Source organism: Corynebacterium urealyticum DSM 7109, from assembly GCF_000069945.1.
Classification (GTDB): domain Bacteria; phylum Actinomycetota; class Actinomycetes; order Mycobacteriales; family Mycobacteriaceae; genus Corynebacterium; species Corynebacterium urealyticum.
On sequence record NC_010545.1, the window covers coordinates 1,413,454 to 1,432,673 of the forward strand.

Annotated in this window: 16 protein-coding genes; all 16 read right to left on the bottom strand. The window is 66.4% G+C overall.

Going from position 1 to position 19,220, the window contains the following annotated elements; genetic code table 11:
- Window positions 1–5: 5 nt before the first annotated feature.
- Window positions 6–569 (bottom strand): cell division protein SepF, encoded by a 564-nt coding sequence (locus CU_RS06050; protein WP_012360447.1) that lies wholly within the window; start codon window positions 567–569, stop codon window positions 6–8.
- Between the two features lie 56 nt (window positions 570–625).
- Window positions 626–1,336 carry a YggS family pyridoxal phosphate enzyme gene (locus tag CU_RS06055; RefSeq protein WP_012360448.1) on the bottom strand — a complete coding sequence of 237 codons (711 nt, stop codon included), beginning with the start codon at window positions 1,334–1,336 and terminating at the stop codon, window positions 626–628.
- Window positions 1,333–2,067 (bottom strand): peptidoglycan editing factor PgeF, encoded by a 735-nt coding sequence (pgeF, locus tag CU_RS06060; protein ID WP_012360449.1) that lies wholly within the window; start codon window positions 2,065–2,067, stop codon window positions 1,333–1,335. The genes CU_RS06055 and pgeF overlap by 4 nt, the downstream gene beginning before the upstream one ends.
- Window positions 2,068–2,072: 5 nt before the next feature.
- Window positions 2,073–3,338, bottom strand: a complete 1,266-nt coding sequence (gene ftsZ, locus CU_RS06065) for a cell division protein FtsZ (protein ID WP_012360450.1) — start codon at window positions 3,336–3,338, stop codon at window positions 2,073–2,075.
- A 242-nt stretch (window positions 3,339–3,580) separates the two neighbouring features.
- The gene (locus CU_RS06070; protein ID WP_012360451.1) at window positions 3,581–4,345 is read right to left on the bottom strand and encodes a cell division protein FtsQ/DivIB; all 765 of its coding nucleotides are present in this window, start codon (window positions 4,343–4,345) and stop codon (window positions 3,581–3,583) included.
- 5 nt (window positions 4,346–4,350) lie between these two features.
- Window positions 4,351–5,814, bottom strand: coding sequence for a UDP-N-acetylmuramate--L-alanine ligase (gene murC, locus CU_RS06075; protein ID WP_012360452.1), 1,464 nt, complete (start codon window positions 5,812–5,814; stop codon window positions 4,351–4,353).
- Between the two features lie 120 nt (window positions 5,815–5,934).
- On the bottom strand, window positions 5,935–7,068 hold the full coding sequence (murG, locus tag CU_RS06080; RefSeq protein WP_012360453.1) for an undecaprenyldiphospho-muramoylpentapeptide beta-N-acetylglucosaminyltransferase: 1,134 nt from the start codon (window positions 7,066–7,068) through the stop codon (window positions 5,935–5,937).
- A 6-nt stretch (window positions 7,069–7,074) separates the two neighbouring features.
- Window positions 7,075–8,691, bottom strand: coding sequence for a peptidoglycan glycosyltransferase FtsW (locus CU_RS06085; RefSeq protein WP_012360454.1), 1,617 nt, complete (start codon window positions 8,689–8,691; stop codon window positions 7,075–7,077).
- A complete protein-coding gene (gene murD / locus CU_RS06090) occupies window positions 8,691–10,172 on the bottom strand; it encodes a UDP-N-acetylmuramoyl-L-alanine--D-glutamate ligase (protein ID WP_012360455.1) in 1,482 nt (493 codons plus the stop codon). The genes CU_RS06085 and murD overlap by 1 nt, the downstream gene beginning before the upstream one ends.
- Window positions 10,173–10,193: 21 nt before the next feature.
- Window positions 10,194–11,294: a phospho-N-acetylmuramoyl-pentapeptide-transferase gene (gene mraY, locus CU_RS06095; protein ID WP_012360456.1), complete on the bottom strand. Its 1,101-nt coding sequence runs from the start codon at window positions 11,292–11,294 to the stop codon at window positions 10,194–10,196.
- A 9-nt stretch (window positions 11,295–11,303) separates the two neighbouring features.
- Window positions 11,304–12,806 carry a UDP-N-acetylmuramoyl-tripeptide--D-alanyl-D-alanine ligase gene (locus CU_RS06100; RefSeq protein WP_012360457.1) on the bottom strand — a complete coding sequence of 501 codons (1,503 nt, stop codon included), beginning with the start codon at window positions 12,804–12,806 and terminating at the stop codon, window positions 11,304–11,306.
- 17 nt (window positions 12,807–12,823) lie between these two features.
- The gene (locus tag CU_RS06105; protein WP_012360458.1) at window positions 12,824–14,425 is read right to left on the bottom strand and encodes a UDP-N-acetylmuramoyl-L-alanyl-D-glutamate--2,6-diaminopimelate ligase; all 1,602 of its coding nucleotides are present in this window, start codon (window positions 14,423–14,425) and stop codon (window positions 12,824–12,826) included.
- 1 nt (window position 14,426) lies between these two features.
- A complete protein-coding gene (locus tag CU_RS06110) occupies window positions 14,427–16,322 on the bottom strand; it encodes a peptidoglycan D,D-transpeptidase FtsI family protein (RefSeq protein WP_012360459.1) in 1,896 nt (631 codons plus the stop codon).
- Window positions 16,323–16,465: 143 nt separating this feature from the next.
- Window positions 16,466–17,287 (bottom strand): cell division protein FtsL, encoded by an 822-nt coding sequence (ftsL, locus tag CU_RS06115; protein ID WP_012360460.1) that lies wholly within the window; start codon window positions 17,285–17,287, stop codon window positions 16,466–16,468.
- A gap of 91 nt (window positions 17,288–17,378) precedes the next feature.
- Window positions 17,379–18,440, bottom strand: coding sequence for a 16S rRNA (cytosine(1402)-N(4))-methyltransferase RsmH (rsmH, locus tag CU_RS06120; protein ID WP_012360461.1), 1,062 nt, complete (start codon window positions 18,438–18,440; stop codon window positions 17,379–17,381).
- A gap of 242 nt (window positions 18,441–18,682) precedes the next feature.
- Complete coding sequence (gene mraZ / locus CU_RS06125; protein ID WP_012360462.1) at window positions 18,683–19,114, bottom strand: division/cell wall cluster transcriptional repressor MraZ; 432 nt, start codon at window positions 19,112–19,114, stop codon at window positions 18,683–18,685.
- Between the last annotated feature and the right edge of the window lie 106 nt (window positions 19,115–19,220).

Genomic DNA, 19,220 nt, shown 5'->3' on the forward strand with positions numbered 1-19,220 from the left:
CGGGATCAGCCCTCCGTCAGCTGGTCCAGCTGGGACTGCTCAAGCTCAATGCCGTGCGGGATCAGCACGAAGTTACGCACCCCACCCAGCTTCTTCAGCTCGGCATCCAGGCCCAGGCTCAGGCCAGCGGCGAAATCCAGCACGCGGGTTGCGGCGGACTTCTCCATCCCGCCCAGATTGAAGACGACGACGTCCCCGGTCTTCAGCGCTTCGGAGATCTCTCGCGCCTGGTTGTACTCATTCAGAGCCAAGCGAATAACCATCGGGTTCTTCTGCGCCGGGGCAGCCTCGCGCTCGGTAGCACCGTAGCGGGAGCGAGCCGGGGCGGCGGCGTGGTCCCGGTCGGAGCCGTAGCCGTGGGAAGCCCCAACCTCGGAGCGTCGCTCGCTGGAGCGGTAAGAACCGTAGTGATCGGAGTCGTAACGACCGGCCGCGCGGTCCTCGCGCTCGTGACGTTCGGTACGCTCAGGGCGCTCTTCGAAATTATCCCGGTAGTAAGGGTCCTCGTAGCTTTCTACGCCCCCGAGCCCGAAAAACTCCTTGAACTTATCGCCAAAGCCCTCAGCCATGCTTGGGTTTCCTTTCGCTTGCTGCAATCACTGTTTATTGGGGTATTCGTTGTTCGTTAACGTACTGGTCGTGAGCCCATGATGTCCGTACCGACACGCACCAACGTGGAGCCCTCGCCGATCGCGATCTCCAGGTCGTGGCTCATGCCCGCGGAGTACACCGGCGCACCCAGAACGCGGTCGCTAATGCCGTCCAGCAGCGTGCGACCTCGGGCGAAGACCTCGGCCGGGTCGCTACCCAGGGGAGGGACGGTCATGAGGCCGCGCAGCTCGAGGTGTTCCGACCCCGCAACCAGATCTGCGAGTTGGTCGATCTGGTCTTCTGGGGCACCACCGCGCTGCGGATCACCGTCGGCGCTGAACTGCACCAGCACCGGCAACTTCTCCGCCCGGTCGCCGCGCTCCAGCGCCAGGCCGGCGCCCCGCTCGAGAGCGGTAATGAGGCGCTCCGAGTCCGCCGTGTGGACGGCGGCTGCCCACCGGGCCACGGAGTTGGCCTTATTGGTCTGGATCTGACCCACCATGTGGATCTCGACGCTTCCCGCCAGCTCGGTGGCCTTGCGCTTGGCTTCCTGTTCGCGGTTTTCCCCGACCGCGTGGATACCGCCGGCGCGCAAGAGCTCGATGTCCTCTACCGGGTGAAACTTCGTGATCGGCAGGAGGTCTGCTCCCCCGGCTACGGCGATACGCTGCCGCACGGCGCGGAGGTTCTCCGCCAGCTGCTCCGCCCGCTGGGCGCGGACCTTGTCTCCATCTGGGGTTGTCATGATGGCATCCAGATTACGCCAGCTTGGCGACCGGTGGTGCCCTCGCGGCGGTAGCTAAACAGGTTCTCGGAGGCAATGGTGCAGCGTGGGTCGATGTCCACCGCGCCCACGCCGAGGCCTTCGAGCTGACGGGCGATGCCCGCGCGGATATCGAGCCCGGCGGTTCCCTGCTTCGTACGGGTTTTCGCCCCAGGCAGGCGGGACTCCACGTCCGCCGCCATGTCGGCCGGAACCTCGTAGTTTTCGCCACTGGCCGCAGCCCCCATCACCGCGTGGATCGCGGCGGGGTTAGCGCCAAGCTCCACCATGCGCTGCACGGCCCGGCGAACGATGCCGTTGCGAGCACCGATCCGCCCGGCGTGGACCGCCGCGATGACGCGGGCGTCCTGATCCGCGAGCAAGAGCGGGACGCAGTCGGCAGTCAAGACAACCAGCGGGACGTCTCGCAGCGTGGTGACCAGGGCGTCGGTCGCTGGCACGGGCCCCGACCCCACCATGTCCGCGGTGACCTCCGTGACGGTCGGGGTGTGCAGCTGCTCCATGAACATGAAGCGCTCACCGTCGAGCCCCAGGATCTCGGCGAGCCGTCCGCGGTTGGCGGCGACCGCCGCCGGGTCATCCCCGACGTGATCTCCCAGGTTAAAGCTGCCGTAGGGAGCTTCGGACACGCCGCCGTCGCGGGTGGTGAACACCATCCGGACGAGGCGCTCGCTCGCGCGTGCCGTGACCATCGTTTTTAGAGGAAGGACGGGAGGTCGAGGTCGTCGCCCTCGTCCTGGCCGTCGGTGCGCTCGTGACGCGGGCGAGCCGGCTCGTCAGAGGTGAACAGGCCACCGCCGCGTGCGGGACTCTGAGCTGCGCGACCTTCGCGGGCAGCGAAGGAGCTCTGTCGCTCCTGGCGCGGCTCGCTTGCCGGGGTCGCTGGCTGGGCCGGTGCGGCCTCCTGCAGTGGCTCAGCCTCCACTCGCGGAGCCTCGGAGTCGCCGAAGATGCTGGCGCCGCGGTTCTCGGCAGCGTGGGCAGCCCCGCCGCGCTGGGCGCTGGAGGATGCCGACGGGGAGTCGTCGAAGCCGGTGGCGATGACGGTGACGCGGACCTCGTCACCGAGCTGGTCGTCGATGATGGTGCCGAAGATGATGTTGGCGTCCTCGTCGGCCATGGTCTGGACCAGGGATGCAGCCTCGGAGACCTCCATCAGGCCCAGGTCGGAGCCACCCGCGAAGGAGAGCAGCACACCCTTGGCGCCCTGCATGGTGTTCTCCAGCAGCGGGGAGTTGATCGCAGCCTCGGTGGCCTTGACGGCGCGCTGCTCGCCACGGGAAGTACCGATGCCCATCAGGGCGGAGCCGGCGTCGGTCATGACGGAGCGGACGTCCGCGAAGTCCACGTTGATCACGCCCGGGGTGGTGATCAGCTTGGTGATGCCCTCGACACCGGACAGCAGGACCTCGTCCGCCTTGCGGAAAGCGTCCATCATGGACAGCTGCTCGTCGGAAAGCTTCAGCAGGGAGTCGTTCGGAATGACGATGAGGGTGTCACAGACGTCGCGGAGCTCCTCGATACCCGCCAGGGCCTGCTTGGTGCGGCGCGGCCCCTCGAAGGTGAACGGACGGGTGACGACGCCGACGGTCAGGGCGTTCTGCTTCTTCGCGATGTTGGCAACGACCGGAGCGGCACCGGTGCCGGTGCCACCGCCCTCACCGGCGGTAACGAATACCATGTCCGCACCAGCGAGAATCTCCTCGATCTGGTCCTTGTGGTCCTCGGCGGACTTGCGGCCGACATCCGGGTTGGCACCAGCGCCGAGACCGCGGGTCTCCTCGCGGCCGATGTCGAGCTTCACGTCGGCATCGGTGAGCATGAGAGCCTGCGCGTCGGTGTTGATCGCGATGAACTCCACACCCTGGAGCTTCTCATCGATCATGCGGTTGACCGCGTTGACTCCGCCGCCGCCGACACCAACCACCTTGATTTCTGCGAGGTGGTTTCCAGGAGTTGTCATAAAGTTTTCCGCCTTCCTTGTGCGCGAACCTTCGGGGAAAGATCCGCGCTTTTTCGTGGAGCCTTTTCGTTGCCTTCCATCTTGACCCGTAGGGCCAAAGATTTGGCGCACATTTCAGGAGCGTGTCGTATCTTTAAAGTTCTACTTTAAGGTTCCGACCTGCGAATATCGGCACATGAGTCACACCAGTCACACGCACTTCAGGAGCGCCGCGCCAACCCCAACGCAGCGAAAAATCCCTGTTAATCCCGGGCTGTCGGCATGGCGGGATTAGACACGTTCCACGTGGGCTGCTCACGCTGCAGAACCACGCGCACCGCCTCGGCCTTTTCCGTCAGCTGCTCGGCAGCTCCGAAGTACACGACCTTGCGAGGCTTCTGCTCCCCCTCCGGGGCGGGCAGTTCGAAGGTCATCTCAACCGCTTCGGCGTTGGGGGCCGCGACCTCCACCAGCTGTTTCCGGTTCTCCGGCTGCAGCGCATCCACAGCCGCAGCGCCGGCAGCCAGTGCTCGGGTGTCGCCGTCCTTGACCTTGGTAAACGGCACCGCGCCCTCCGGGGCTGGTCCCTTAAGGAACACCTTGCCGTCCCGGTCGATCAGGGATGTCTCCCCGCCCTCGTCGAGCACGCCAACGGCCTCGTGTTCGGTGATCTTAATCGTCACGGTGCTTGGCCAGCTGCGCGAGACCGTCACCTTCTTCACCCACGGAGTCGGAGCGACATTCCGGGCGACCTGCTCGGTATCCAGCCGCAGCATGTTGCTCTGCTGGCCCACCCCGCTCGCCTCGCTGACCTGCTGGACGTCAGCATTCTTCGCGCCTTGGACGTCGACGTTCTTGACCGTCAGCACCGGGAAGAAGAAGAGCACAGCCCACGCGGCGACGACAGCCAGCACCGCCACGAATGCCCACCGACGTCGCGCGTGCTTGCTCCGTCGGCGGCGTTCCCGAGCCTGCGCGCCCGCACTCCGGGGACGGCGCCGATCGCGGGTGGTCTTATCCTCCGCCATGGTTTCTACTCCCCCTGCGCTTCCCTGCCGCAGCGCAGGATCTCATCAGCCAGCATGGTGACCGTGCCGGCGCCAATGGTGAGCACCACGTCCCCCGGCTTCGCGATACCGATGACCTGCTCCGCGACGGCGGAAAAGTCCGGCTGGAAATGCCATTCGCAGGTTAGCTTCTCCCCGATGATGCGGGAATCCACTCCCTCCACCGGCTGCTCACGCGCGCCGAAAATATCCAGCAGAACGACCTCGTCAGCCAGGGACAGGGCGCGTGCGAATTCAGAGGCGAAGTTCATGGTGCGACTGTACAGGTGGGGCTGGAAGACAGCGATGATACGTCCAGCGTCGGTCGCCTCAACGAGCTCCTTAGCAGCGGTAAGCACAGCGGTGACCTCGGTCGGGTGGTGCGCGTAATCGTCGTAGACCCGCACTCCGCCGGCCTCACCGTGGTACTCAAAACGGCGGCGCACACCGTCGAAGTCGGCGACACCGGCAATGACCTTCTCCAGGTCCGCGCCCAGGAGCGCACCGCCGGTGATCGCGGCGACCCCGTTGAGCGTCATGTGGGCGCCCGGGATGGCCACGCGGATGTCCTCATAGCGCTCCTCCTGGCCGGGCAGGTTGAACCGAACCTTTGCGGCCGTACCACGCGCATCAGGGATCATTTCCTCGATAATCGCGGCGGCTGGGATATCCGGGTGCTGATCGGCGGCCGCGCGGGATCCGTAGCCCAGCACGGTGGGCGCCGTGCCCGCAGCGCGAACCCGGGCTGCCAGCGCGGCAGCGCCCGGATCGTCGAGGCAGCACACCAGGTAGCCACCCGGGGTGACCTTCGTGGCGAACTCGTCGAAGATCGCCACATAGGCCTCTTCGGTGCCGTAGTAGTCGAGGTGATCCGGCTCGATGTTCGTGATCACAGCGACTTCCGGGCTATAGGAGAGGAAAGAACCATCGGATTCGTCAGCTTCGGCAATGAAGATCTCCCCGGTGCCGTGGTGGGCGTTCGTGCCCGCGCGATTCAACTGCCCGCCGATGGCAAACGAGGGATCGAGGCCGGCAGCCTGCACCCCTACCACCGCCATCGAGGTCGTGGAGGTCTTCCCGTGGGTGCCGGCCAGCAGGAATGCCCGGCGATCGGACATGAGTTCGGCAAGCACGTCGGAGCGGCGGACGATGGGGATCCCGGCCTCGCGGGCGGCGGTGAGCTCGGGATTATCCTTCGGAATCGCGGCGAAAGAGGTCACGACGACCGTCGGCAGCTCCGCGCCACCGGTGACGTTCGCGGCGTCGTGTCCAATAGCGACCTCCGCCCCGGCTGCACGCAGCGCCAGGACGCTGCGGGAGTCCTTCATGTCGGAGCCGGTGACGCTGTAGCCCCGGGCGAGCAGGATTCGGGCGATGCCGGACATCCCGGCCCCGCCGATGCCCACCATGTGGGTCCGGCTCAGATCAATCTGTTCAGGCTGCGTGGTCATGGGATCCTCAATCTCTGTGGAAAGGCTGTTGCCTTGAAATGGGGGTCGTGGTGGCCTCGCCGGGGCAAGGTCACCTGCTGGTGCCGGGGCTCAGCGTCCGGTTGAAGCGCGTCTGTGTGCCTAGCCGGCTGCTGATAGCAGAGCGCGAGCAATCTCGTCTGCCGCATCGCGGTGACCGGCGGATTCGGCGGCCGCGCTGGCCTGGGCGAGCCGCTGCTCGTCGCCGAGCAGAGCGGTGACCTCTGAGACGACGCGCGCGCCGTCGAGCTCCGCATCGGGGACGATCACCCCACCACCGGCGTCGACAACTGGGCGGGCGTTAAGCTCCTGCTCCCCGTTGCCGTGCGGTAGCGGGACGTAGATGCCGGGCAGGCCGACGGCGGACACCTCGGCGACGGTCATCGCGCCTGCGCGGCACAGTACTGCGTCGGCTGCGGCGAGCGCGAGGTCCATGCGGTCGATGTATGGCACCGCCTGGTAGCGGGGTGCGGTGTCGAAGTTAGGTGCAGTGATCTCGTTCTTCTTACCGAAGGCGTGAAGGACGCCCACGCCCGCCTCGTGGAGGGCATCGGCAGCGTCGACGACCCCGCGGTTGATGCTGGCCGCCCCCTGGGAACCGCCGGTGACCAGCAGGACCGGACCTTTGGGGTCAAGACCAAAGAACTCGCGGGCCTCGGCGCGCAACGCTGCACGGTCGAGGTTCAATACGGATTCCTTGACCGGGATGCCCACGATCTTATCGTCCTTCAGCCCCGAGCCCGGCACCGCGGCCAGCGCAGTCCCACCCAGGCGCACGCCCAGCTTGTTCGACATGCCGGCACGGGCATTGGCCTCGTGCACGAAGAACGGGATTCCCAGCGAACGGGCGGCGAGGTAGGCCGGAGCGGAAACGTAGCCGCCAAAGCCGATGAGCACGTCCGCCTGGACGTCGCGGAGGTGGGCCTTGGTCTCGTCGATGGCCTGCTTCAGACGCAGCGGCAGGGTGAATAGGTCCTTATTCACCTTGCGCGGGACCGGAACCGGCGGGATCATGCGCAGGTCAAAGCCTCGGTCGGGCACGATCGAGGCTTCCAATCCCTTTGGGCTTCCCAGTGCGGTGACCCGGGCGTTCGGGGCCAGGCGCTTCACAGCCTCGGCGACCGCGAGCGCTGGCTCGATGTGGCCAGCGGTACCGCCTCCTGCGACAACCACCGACGGTGCGGCATCGGTGCTCGTGCCTGCCGGATGATCCTCCCGGTGTGTGCTGTGGGCCATCGGTTTCTACTTCCTCCTCGGCGAGTAGCGGTTCTCGCTACTACGGCTTCGACGTTGCGGCAGTGGTTCCTGCCGGTGCCAGGTGTTAGTGCCATCGTAATCCGGCACGCGATCGCGGTGCGGCAGCCGCTGCTGCGCGCGACGGTTCCGGTCACGTTCGCGGCGGACATCCTGCCCCGCGGTGCCAGCGGTGGACTCCCGGCGAGTCACCGGGCGGCCGTAGCGCTGAGTGGTGTTGCGACGCTCGATGCGGCGCTCCTCCCCCGCCCGGTACGGCAGCGGCTCAGGCAGCAGGAACATCCGGTCGAAGAGGCTGCGCCCCTCGTGTTGCATCGAGGAGATCGCCTTGGGCTCGTGGCGTGCGCAATTGGCGAGGAGACCGAGCGAGCCCAGGGTGATGACCATGGAGGTACCACCCGCAGAGATCAGCGGCAGCTGGATACCCGTCATCGGCATCAGGCCCACGACATAGGAGATGTTGTACAACGCCTGGACGACGATGCCCAGGGTCAGCGTTGCGGAGAGCATAGACAGGAACGGGTCTGCCTGCGCCAGGGCGGTGCGGATGCCGAACCAGCCGAGGACCGCGAAGAGCACGACCACGATGCTGGCCCCAACCCAGCCGAGCTCCTCCCCGATGATTGCGAAGATGAAGTCATTCTTCGCCTCCGGCAGGTAGTACCACTTCGCGCGAGATTGCCCCAGCCCCGTGCCGGTCAGGGAGCCGTCCGAGAGGCTCAGCAGCCCCTGATAGGACTGGTAGGACGGCCCGCTGGTGCTGCCCTCCCGGAAGTTCAGGAACAGGGTGTCCTTCCACGTCGTGATGCGGTCGCTTCGGTAGGCCTGGGCGATGGTCGCGCCAGTGGCCAGCAGCGCGATGACACCGCCGACGAGGGCAATGAGACGGGCCGAGACGCCGGAGAAGAAGAACAACGCCATCAACACGATGCCCACGGTGAGCATCATGCCGAGGTCCTTCTGCAGCAGAACCAGAAGCACCATGGCCGTGCCCACGGCCAGGAATCGGCCAAGGACGGGGCGGAACTCGTCGGACTGCCGCGTCTTGGAGCTGATCTCCGCCGCTCCCCACACAGCCAGCGCCACCTTGGACAGCTCGGAGGGCTGAATGCCGAAGGAACCGAACCGGATCCACGAGTGGGATCCGATCTCCGCGCCGACACCAACCCCCGGGATGAACAGGGCGACCTGCAGGAACAGCGCGAGGCCGAGCAGCCACGGGGAGATGGCCTTGATCGTGTCCGCACGCAGCCGCAGGGCAAGCCAGGCAACGGCGAGGCCAATGATGACATAGAGAGCCTGGTTGAGGAATACGGACCACACGGAGGTATCCGGGGTGCGTGCCGTCACCATCGAGGAGGACAACACCATCGTCAAACCAATGGCCGTGAGCATCAGGGTGACGCTCAGGATCACCTTGTAGTTCAGCTGCGGGGTGTCCAGCACCGCCTTGATCTTGGCCCACACACCCTTTGCGGTGGAGTTCTGCCCGCTACCGCTGGACTTCGGCTGTGTTTGATCCGGGCGACGGCGAGGGTACTCGGTGCGGGTGGGTTGGCGCCGGGCGCGATCGCGGTCTGAGCCGTGGTGTGAAGTCATAGTCATTAGCTCTCGCCCTCCCATTCGCTGGTGCCAGCCTCGGCACCCGTGCCCCTAGCGTAGGCGGCGAAAAGGTCGCCGCGCTGTGCCATGCCGGTGTACATGTCCAAGGACGCCGCCGCGGGTGCAAGGACAACGCTGTCCCCTGGTGCAGCAAGGGTGCGGGCGGCTGCCACAGCCTCGGCCATGGCTCCTTCCGGGTCGGTGTTCGAGACCTCCGTGACGGGCAGGTCTGGGAACTGTGCCGCCAGTTCACGAATGATCTCCGCCCGGTCACAGCCGAGCACGACCGCGCCCCGCAGCCCAGGGCCGACGGTGGCGATGAGGTCATGGACCTCCGCGCCCTTGAGCTGGCCGCCGGCCACCCACACGATGTTTTCTAGCCCGCCGAGCGCGGCAATGGCTGCGTGAGGGTTCGTGGCCTTGGAGTTATCAATCCAGATCACCCCTTCTGCCAAGTGCACGGCCTGGCCGCGGTGCGCCTGCACTTCGAAGCCGTGCAGCGCCTGCGAAATGGCTACTGGCGGCACGTCGAAGGCTCGCACGAGGGCGCAGGCCGCCACAGCATCGGCGATGCCCGCCGGCCCCGGTGGGGAAATCGCCTCCGCCGAGGCGATGGGGGTGACCTGCAGTTCACCGTTCTCGGCGGTGGCTACCTCGGTGATGACCGCCCCCGCCTCGGACTCCACCACCCCCACAACGAGCGGGAAATGTGCCTGGGCGAGCACCTCGGCAGGATCCTGCATGCTGCAGGCCACCACGTTGGGGACACCGTTGTCCGCAGCGAGCTCGCGGACGAGCTGTTCGTCCACTGCAACCACCGGGCGCGGTCCCCGAAGGGCGCGGAGCTTATCCCCGGCGTAGCCTGCCATGGAACCATGCCAATCCAGGTGATCTTCCGCGAGGTTGAGCACCACGCCGGTGTCCGGGGTGAAGCTGGGCGCCCAATGCAGCTGGAAGCTGGAGACTTCGGCGACGAGGTAGTCCGCCCGCTCGTCGGCCACCAACGCGGCCCCCGGCGGGGTGCCGATGTTGCCGACGGACACGGCGGCCAGGCCCCCTGCCTGCAGCATCGCCGTGGTCATCGCGGTGGCGGTTGTTTTACCGTTCGTGCCGGTGATCGCAATCCAGGTGCGCGGGGTCCCGAAGGCCCCGGCCTGGTCCGCGAGCCAGGCGGCCTCGATATCACCAATCACCGGCACACCCGCGGCCTGGGCTGCGAGCAGCAGCTCGGAGTCCGGGCGCCACCCCGGCGAGGTGATCAGCAGCGCGGGCGCGGTCTCAGCCGAAGACACCGCGGCAATAGCCTCGGCGGTGTTGAGATCCGCAACCTGGGCACGGTCATCGACGACCTTGAAGTTTCCACCGATGCCCTCGAGCATGGCGACGATGCCCTTGCCCGCCACGCCGGCGCCGGCGACGAAGACCGTCCGCGAGCGAATGATGTCGACAGCGGACTGGGGGTTGAGGATCGAATCGGTGGACATGGTGAGCCCTCTTTCGCGGGTTTAGAAACTCGTGGCGGTCAGCCACTCGCCATAGAACAGGCCGAAGCCGGTCATCGCGGCCAGGGCTGCGAGCAGCCAGAAGCGGACGACGACGGTGGTCTCGGCCCAACCGCCGTTCTCAAAGTGGTGGTGGATCGGCGCCATGCGGAACACGCGCTTACCGGTCGTCTTGAAGTAGGTCACCTGGATGACCACGGAGACGGTCTCCAGAACGAAGATCGCGCCCACGATGATCATCAGCAGCTCGGTGTGGGAGGTGATGGACAGGCCGGCGACAAGGCCGCCCAGGGCCAGCGAGCCGGTGTCCCCCATGAAGATCTTCGCCGGGGAGGCGTTCCACCACAGGAAGCCGAGGCAGGCGCCCAAGCCGGCGGAGGCCAGCATCGCCAAGTCCAGCGGATCGCGGACGAAGTAGCACCCGGCAGCCGCCCCATCGGCGCAAGAATTGCGGAACTGCCAGAAGGTGATGAGCACATACGCCCCCATCACGATGGCCGTCACGCCGGACGCCAGGCCGTCTAGGCCGTCCGTGAGGTTCACGGCATTCGACCAGGCGGAAATGACGATGTTGATGAAGATCAGGAACAGGATCATCCCGATGACGGCGCCGCCCACGGCGATGTTGAACGTCGGCATCTCCCGGACGAAGGAAAGGTACGTGGATCCCGGGGTGATGTCATTGGAGTCCGGGAACTGCAGAATCATCACGCCGAAGGCGATGGCGATCACCAGCTGGCAGATGAGCTTCGCCCGGGCGTTGAGCCCCAGGTTCCGCCCCTTGACCAGCTTGATGTAGTCATCGGCGAAGCCCACCCCGCCCAGGGCGAGGGTCAGGCCCAGCACCAGCCAGCCGGACACGCCGGGGCCGGAGCCGGTGAAGACCAGCCCGACCAGCACAGCGACAATATAGCCAAGGGTGATGCCCACGAGGATGGCGATGCCACCCATCGTGGGAGTGCCGCGCTTCTTCAGGTGGGACTTCGGCCCCTCCTCGCGGATCTCCTGGCCCAGGCCCTCGTCCGAGAACTTCCGGATGAGAACCGGGGTGAAAAGTACAGCCGCGAGGAACGCCACGGCGCCCGCGATGAAGATCTGCATCATGGGTTTTCCTTATGCTCCTTCGTCCGCCAAAAGCCCTTCGGCGACCGCCCAGAGACCATCAGAGTATGACGCCTTCACGAGCACAACATCCTTGGGTTTGACATGTTGATCCACAAAATTCACTGCCGCGTCGACATCCTCGACGCTGCGGGTATCCACACCGTGCTCCCGCGCCGCATCGGCGATGGCACGCTGGTTGACCCCGGTGCCAACGATCACGGCGTGATCGATGCCCCGGGTGCCGAGGAACTTGCCTAGCTCGGTGTGCTCCTCGGCGGATTCCTCACCCAGCTCGCCCATCTGCCCCAGCACAGCCCAGCTGCTGGCCTCCGGACGACCACCGGCCGTGTAGGCCAGGGCGTCGATGCCAGCGCGCATGGACTCCGGGTTGGCGTTGTAGGAATCGTTGATAATAGTCGCACCATCGCGCCGGGTTCGCACGTCCATGCGGTTGGCGCTGGCGGCGACGTGGTTGCCCAGCACTCGGGCCACCGACGCCGGCAGCATGCCGGATTCGACCGCGACCGCAGCGGCGGCGAGCGCGTTGGAGACTTGGTGGGCACCGAACACGCCCAGGCGGATGTCCACCGGCTCACCGTACGGGTGGTGTAGGCGGAAGGACGCCCGAGCGACCTCGTCCAGGCGGATATCGCTGGCCCAGTAGTCGGCCCGCTCCCCCGTCTTGGAACGCTCGTCAAGCGCGAAGGTTACGACCCGCGCGCGGGTGCGGTGCCGCATGGCGATCACCGCGTCGTCGTCCGCGTTGAGGATCGCGATCCCGCCATCCTCCGCGGCTGGGAGTGCCTCGACGAGCTCTCCCTTGGCCTGTGCGATCGCCTCCCGGGAGCCGAACTCACCGAGGTGTGCGCTGCCCACGTTCAGCTCGACGCCGATTTTCGGCGGGGTGACCGTGGTCAGGTGGGCAATGTGGCCCACACCGCGGGCGGACATCTCGGAGACCAGGAACTTCGTGCCCCGGCTCGCGCGCAGCGCGGTGTAGGGCAGGCCAATCTCGTTGTTGAAGCTGCCCGGCGGGGCGACGGTCTCTCCCAGGTCACCCAGCAGCGCGCCGATCAGGTCCTTCGTGGAGGTCTTCCCGGCCGAGCCGGTCACACCAACGACGACCATGCCCTCTTCGTCGGCAAGGACGTCGGTGTTGTGGCGCGCGAGCTTGTCGACGGCGGCGAGCACCGCCGCCCCGTAGCCCTCCTCATCTGCGCCGAAGACCGCGGAATTATCGGTGCCCTCAGCCCGCTCGCTGGCCGGCGCCAGCAGCGCCGGGTAACCAACGGGCCGGCCCACGATGGCCAACGCCGCGCCCTGCTCACCCGCGGCGGCCACGTAGTCGTGCCCGTCCACGGTGGCCCCGGGCAGCGCCATGAAGATGCTCCCCGGCGCTACCTTGCGCGAGTCGAACTCCACGGGGCCCGCCACGATAGTCTCCGCGGCGGCGCCGTCAATCAATTCGCCACCCGTGATGGCGGCAATTTCACCTGCTGAAAGCTCAATCATTGCTTCGTCGCCTCTCGTTAGTCGCGGATCTTCGTGCTTGCCTGCTGGTCAACGCCCGCCCGCTGCTCAAGTGCTGCGGCGAGCTCCTCGAGGTCGGCGAACGGGTGGATTTCCCCGCGGACCTCCTGGCCGGTCTCGTGCCCCTTGCCTGCCACCACGATCGCATCACCAGGGCGAGCCCATGCGACCGCCGCGCGGATGGCGTCCGCGCGGCCCGGGACGTCGTCATAAAAGACCTTCTCGCCGTTCGCCTCGCGGGCCTCGGCTGCCTTGCGCACCCCGTCCAGGATCATCGACCGAATCGGGGCGGGTTCTTCATCGCGCGGGTTGTCGTCGGTGACGAAGACGGCGTCGGCGACCTTCGCGGCCTCCTCGCCCATCATGGGGCGCTTGTCGTGGTCACGGTTACCGCCGGCTCCCAGCACAATGCCGATGCGCCCCGTCGGGGACGGCAGGTAGTCGCTCAGGGTCCGGACGACGGCGGCGACGGCGCCCGGCTTGTGGGCGTAGTCCACCACCGCGAGGAAGGGCTGCCCGGCGTCCACGGCCTGCATGCGGCCCGGCACCTGCACATCCGCGATGGCCGCTGCTGCGGCTTGCGGGTCCTCCCCCAGCTGCGTCACGCAGCTGATCGCCAGCAGGCTGTTGGCCACGTTGAAAGAGCCGACCAGGCCGATGTCGTAGCTGAATTCCTCGCCCTCGGTGGCTACGGTGATCTCCTGGCGGCCGGCCGGGGTGACGTGCACGTCGGTGACCTGCCAATCCGCGCCGGACTGCTTCGTGGTGCCCACGGTGAGGGCCTGGAGTCCGGAGTCTGCAATCATGCCGGCGAGGCGCTGGCCCCAGTCGTCGTCGACGCAGACCACGGCGGCAGGCAGCTCCGCGCCCTCGGCCTGAGCCTGGAGGAACAGCTGGGCCTTCGTCTCGAAGTAGTCCTCCATCGTCGGGTGGAAATCCAGGTGGTCCTGGCTCAAGTTGGTGAAGCCGGCGACGTCGAAATCGATGCCGGTCACCCGCCCCAGCGCGAGCGCATGCGAGCTGACCTCCATGACCACGTGGGTGACCCCGCGGTCGCGCATCTGCGCCAGCAGAGCCTGCATGGTCGGCGCCTCGGGGGTGGTGAGCTTCGTGGGGATCTGCTCGCCATTGATTCGGGTGCCGGTGGTGCCGATGATGCCGACGCTGTGCTTGGCCATCAGGGCGCGCTCGATGAGGTACGTCGTGGTGGTCTTACCCGAGGTTCCGGTGATGCCGATGATGCGCAGGTCGCGGCTCGGGTGGCCGTAGACCGCCGCGGCGACCGGCCCCATCCAGCGCCGGACGTCGTCGACGACCAGCAGCGGGAGGTCCGCATCGGCGAGGATCTCCGCGCCCTCGGCATCCGTGAGGACGGCAGCGGCCCCGCTGTCTGCTGCGAAGGTCGCGCCGTGGACGCGGCTACCCGGAACGGCGCAGAACAGGCCGCCGGGCTGGACGTCCGCGGAACCGATGGCGGCGGAGTCGACGGTGACGTCCTGATGGGTAGCGGCGACCGTACCGCCGGTCAGTGCCGCGAGTTCGCGGAGGGTTACCCCGCGGGTGTTGCGGTCGGAATTGTCAGTGGCCTGGTGGGTTGCCATGTTATCGAGCCTCCAGCATGAGCCGTGGTGCCTTCGGAGAAGGCGGAACGTTGTAGTGATCCATCAACCAGGATGCAATGTTGTGGAAGGTCGGCGCAGCCGAGCCCCCGCCGCCACCGCCTTCCTCGGTGCCACGCTGCGGGTTGTCCAGCATGATCGCGACGACGAAGCGGGGGTTATCCGCCGGGGCGATGCCCGCGAAGGTGATCCAGTAGTTGGAGTTCGAGTACGCGCCGGTGTCCGGATCAATCTGCTGGGCGGTGCCGGTCTTGCCGGCGATCTGATAACCCTCGACCGCAGCCGCCGCACCGGTGCCGTTCTGCACACCGTTCGGGTCACCCTGGGTGACGGACTGGAACATGGCGCGGACGGTCTTCGCCGTCTCTGCGGACACGGCGCGCGTCTCGGATTGAACCGGCTGCGGGACGTCCTCCCCGTCCGAGTTGGTGATGGACTTGATCAGGCGCGGCTGGACGCGGACGCCGTCGTTGGCGATCGCCTGGTAGATGCTCGCCATCTGCAGCAGGTTCATGGACATGCCCTGCCCGATGGGCAGGTTGGCGAAGGTACCGCCCGACCACTGGGAGAGCTCGGGCATGTAGCCCGCGGCCTCGTGTGGCATGCCCACGTCTGCGGCCTGGCCTACGCCGAACTTCCGGAAGTACTCGTACATCTTCTCCTGACCGACGCGCTCGGCGAGCATCAGAGTGCCGACGTTGGAGGACTTCCCGAACACGCCGGTGGTGGTGTACGGGGCCACGCCGTGCTCCCAGGCGTCGCGGACGGTGACACCGGCCATCTCGATGGAGCCGGGCACCTTCAGCACCTCGTCCGGGGTGGTCTTCTTCTCCTCGATGGCGGCCGCGGCCGTCATGATCTTGGCGATGGAGCCCGGCTCGAAGGTTTCCGCGGTGTTGCGGTCGCCGAAGGCCTTGTTGCCCCGCAGCTGCTTCTGCAGGTCACCGTTGGGATCGATCGTGTCGGAGGTGGCCATCGCGATGACCTCTGCGGACTTGGCATCCAGCACGACGGCGGAAGCGGACTCGGCCTTGGAGTTATCCTTTGCCTGCTGCACCTGCTGCTGGATGAAGGCCTGCGCGTCGAGGTCGAGGGTGAGCTCGAAGTTATCGCCGTTGACCGGCGGGTGCTCGTCGCGGGCGGAGCCTGGGATAGTAAGGCCACCAGCGATGTCCAGGGTCTTGGAGCCGTTAACACCCTGCAGTCGGCTGTCCTGGGAGAGCTCCAGGCCGAATTGGCCCTGGTTATCGGAGCTGATCTTGCCGATGATGTTCTGGGCCACCGCACCGTTGGGGTACTGGCGGATGTCCTGGCGTTCCGCGGTGATCTCCGGGAACTTTTCGGTGACCTTCTGCGCGACGTCCGGGGCGACGTTGCGGACGAGGACGGTGTAGGTGACCTTCTCGTCGGTGAGCTTCTTGCGGAGGTCTTCCTTCTTCACCCGGCCTTCGGATGCCGGGATCATGTCGGGCAGTTCTTCGATGATCTGCTCGATGCGCTCGTCGGCTGGCGGGACCTCATCCGGGTTCGCCTTGTGGCGTTCGTCCATGTAGCCGCGCAGCTTATTCGGCAGCACGGACAGCGACTTGGCTTCCATCGTGTAGGCGAGGTTGCGACCCTCGCGGTCGACGATAGCGCCACGGTGGGCTGGTTCGGCGATGAAGGCTGTGCGCTGGGCGGCGGCGTGTTCCGCGAGCGTTGGGCCTGCGATGAGCTGGACCCAGGTCAGGCGCAGGATGAGTGCGAGGACGACGATAACGACGGCAAACAGGGACAGCCGCAGGCGCTTGTTATAGCGTTGCGGGCTGTTGTCGAGGAGCAGCAGCGCTCGCGTATTCCGCGAGCCGTCTGCCGGCCGACGGTTCCACTGCTGAGCCAACGGTGTGTGTCCTCCTCGATCTTTGTCTTCACAGTTGCAAGATCGGCATGGTTCTTGGGTTGGAGACGCAGATCTTCACTGGCCGGGACGTGGCGGTGTCCCGGAAGTTTTAGCGCTTAGAATCTTAGGCGCTATGCGGCCAGTTACGGTCGCGGCGCGGCCGGTGGAGCCGGATTCGCTTCGGCTGGGGCCGCCTGCTCGGGCTGTGCTGCTGGCGCCGCCGGTGGTGCCGGCTGCTCGCCGTTGGCCGGGGCCGGTGCCGGAGCTGGTGCGGGAGCCGGGGCGCCGTGGCCCTGGTTGGCATATGGCAGGTCCCCGGAGTTCATGTTGCCGGCTGCTTCAGCGCCCGCCGGGCTAGACGGTGCCAGCCCCGGGATGTTGCGGGTTTCCTCCGGGGAGGAAGTTGCCTCGCGAGTTCGCTTATTCCCAGTGACGTCGACGATTCGGCGGTCCTTGGAGTTATCGGACTCCCGGCGCTGCTCAACCTTGTCGCCGTTGGTCTCGAGAATGCCTGCCTGGCCCGGGGCGACCATGCCCAGCTCGGCAGCCTTCGCGGAAAGATTCTGCGCGGACTTCGCCTTTTCGACGTCTCGTTCCAGCGTGGTGATCTCGTTGGCCAGCGTCTTGGACTTAGCCTCTGCGTCCGTGACCTGGAAGGTCTTTTCCGTCGTCATGCCGGCAAGCAGCATGACGGCGACGGTACCAATAATGCACGCGGCGACGACGAAGGATACGAAGCGGAAGACCCGGGAGTTTTCCTGCTTGATGGGTTGCAGTCGGCGGCCGCGTTCCGAGACGCGCTGCTGCGAGCCGAGGCGACCCCGGTAGGCCGGAGCGCGGTGCAGGTTGCGACGAGGCTTGGCCGGCTGCTGCCTGAGCGAACGGGGTGCGCTGGTGCGCAGTCCTGCTCGTTCAGCCTCTGCAGCGGTCCTGGGGCGCTCCTTCAGCATTCCGGGATTGGTCATATCCTGTCCTTTGCCTGATTCTTCCGGCTCGTTGTGGGCTAGGTGGTGCGATGTGCGGTTGTTGTGGAGTTCTCTATCGGGGTGGGGCAGCTTAGTGCGTCGACACCAGCGGGTACCGTGGCCCGCCTGCCCCCGAGGCGTGGGCACCTATTCGCCGGGCTGCCCGGACCCTCACAGGGGCGGATCTGGAGTTCTCGGCGATTTCTTGCTCGCTGGCCTTCTCGGCCCCGCGAGTAAGGAGCTCGAACTCCGGTTCGGTGCCGGGCAGCTCGACTGGCAGCCCGGGCGGAGTTGAGGACTCGGTCATCCCCTTGAGCTGCTGTTTGACGATCTTGTCCTCGAGGGACTGGTAGCTCATGAAGACTCCGGCGCCGTCGACACGGAGCCAGCTGAAGGCTGCTGGGATAACGAGCTCGAGGCTTTCTAGTTCCGCGTTGACCTCGATCCTCAGCGCCTGAAAGGTTCGCTTGGCAGGGTGCCCGCCGGTCCGCCGTGCAGCCGCGGGAATGGTTGCGTAGAGCAGGTCTACGAGTCGCGCGGAGTTTTCGAAGGGCTGCTTCTCGCGCTCGCGGATGACGGCGGAGGCGATCTTGCCCGCGAACTTCTCATCGCCATAGCGCTTGAGGATGCGGGCAAGCTCGCCGTGCTCGTAGGTGTTGAGGATCTCCGCCGCAGTCAGCCGGCTGCTGGGGTCCATGCGCATGTCCAGTGGGGCGTCGACGCGGTAGGCGAAACCGCGATCCTCCTGGTCCAGCTGCATGGAGGACACCCCGAGGTCGAACAGGAACCCGGAGATCCCCTGCTCACGGATGTCGACCGGGAAGTCAGGGTCCTCGGAGAAGTGCTCCAGCGCCTCACCGATGCCGTCGAAGCGGGTCTGGTAGCTGAAGAAGCGCTGACCGAAGCGCTCGAGGCGGGCGCGGGCCTCAGCAAGCGCGTTGGGATCGCGATCCAGCCCGATGACGATGGCATTGGGGTAGGCCTCGAGGAATGCTTCGGTGTGGCCTCCGGCCCCCAGGGTGCCGTCCACGATGATGGGCTGAGCTGGGGCGCTGCCTGCGGTCACACCGATGCCGACAAGTTCGACCATGCGCTGCCGCATGACGGGAACGTGGCCTGGGCTGCTTGGATCGTGGGGGGTGTTCGCTGCCACGGTCACGCTCCTCTGGGCTCGTCGGTGGGTTACTTCGGGTGAGCGCCTGCCTGTGGGTCGGGCGCCGTCAAACTGCTTGGGGTTTTTGTCTTGGGTTGATATGAACAGGGCCTTACCTGCGCGGGCGTGGGCTTGATGTTGGGGAAGTGCATCAAACGGTCACGTCTTCCGCTCAGGCAAGGGCCTGCACACATCACGGGGATCGCCGGCGTGATCGTGGCCGGTCGATGTGGCATGGCGGGCTAGAGGAAATTCGCGAAGGCTTCGTCGTCGCCTGCGGCGAAATCTGCCTCGTGGGCTGCGCTGTACTCCTCCCAAGCCTGGGCATCCCAGATCTCGAGGAAGTCCACCGAGCCGATGACGACGCACTCCTTCTTCAGCCCCGCGTATTCGCGGTGTGCTGCGGAGACGGAGATGCGCCCCTGCGAGTCGAGGTCCTGCTCGTCCGCGCTTGCCGCGAGGTTTCGCACGAAAGCGCGAGCTTGCGGGTTGCTACGGCTCGCGGCCGCGGCCTTGCGGGCCCGGAGGAGGAACTCCTCGCGGGGGTAGATCGCGAGGCTGTGATCCTGCCCCTTAACGACCATCAGGCCGTCCTTGAGTTCCTCGCGGAATTTCGCAGGGAGGGTGAGTCGCCCTTTGTCGTCGAGCTTCGGCGTGAAGGTGCCAAAGAACATGTCTTGTGACCCCTTTCGCCGTTTTCTCGTGCAGCCATGCCATGTTTTCGCTGTGAAGTTATCCGTGGCTCTTGCGGTGCGTCCGATCTGGACCCGCGGGCTACCT

Coding starts and splice junctions, on each gene's coding strand:
- mraY (WP_012360456.1), bottom strand. CDS start 11,294: ATGATGCAGATCTTCATCGCGGGCGCCGTGGCGTTCCTCGCGGCTGTA.
- ftsL (WP_012360460.1), bottom strand. CDS start 17,287: ATGACCAATCCCGGAATGCTGAAGGAGCGCCCCAGGACCGCTGCAGAG.
- murD (WP_012360455.1), bottom strand. CDS start 10,172: ATGTCCACCGATTCGATCCTCAACCCCCAGTCCGCTGTCGACATCATT.
- CU_RS06100 (WP_012360457.1), bottom strand. CDS start 12,806: ATGATTGAGCTTTCAGCAGGTGAAATTGCCGCCATCACGGGTGGCGAA.
- ftsZ (WP_012360450.1), bottom strand. CDS start 3,338: ATGACAACTCCTGGAAACCACCTCGCAGAAATCAAGGTGGTTGGTGTC.
- CU_RS06050 (WP_012360447.1), bottom strand. CDS start 569: ATGGCTGAGGGCTTTGGCGATAAGTTCAAGGAGTTTTTCGGGCTCGGG.
- mraZ (WP_012360462.1), bottom strand. CDS start 19,114: ATGTTCTTTGGCACCTTCACGCCGAAGCTCGACGACAAAGGGCGACTC.
- murC (WP_012360452.1), bottom strand. CDS start 5,814: ATGACCACGCAGCCTGAACAGATTGATCTGAGCCGGACCCACATGGTG.
- CU_RS06105 (WP_012360458.1), bottom strand. CDS start 14,425: ATGGCAACCCACCAGGCCACTGACAATTCCGACCGCAACACCCGCGGG.
- CU_RS06085 (WP_012360454.1), bottom strand. CDS start 8,691: ATGACTATGACTTCACACCACGGCTCAGACCGCGATCGCGCCCGGCGC.
- pgeF (WP_012360449.1), bottom strand. CDS start 2,067: ATGGTCACGGCACGCGCGAGCGAGCGCCTCGTCCGGATGGTGTTCACC.
- CU_RS06055 (WP_012360448.1), bottom strand. CDS start 1,336: ATGACAACCCCAGATGGAGACAAGGTCCGCGCCCAGCGGGCGGAGCAG.
- murG (WP_012360453.1), bottom strand. CDS start 7,068: ATGGCCCACAGCACACACCGGGAGGATCATCCGGCAGGCACGAGCACC.
- CU_RS06070 (WP_012360451.1), bottom strand. CDS start 4,345: ATGGCGGAGGATAAGACCACCCGCGATCGGCGCCGTCCCCGGAGTGCG.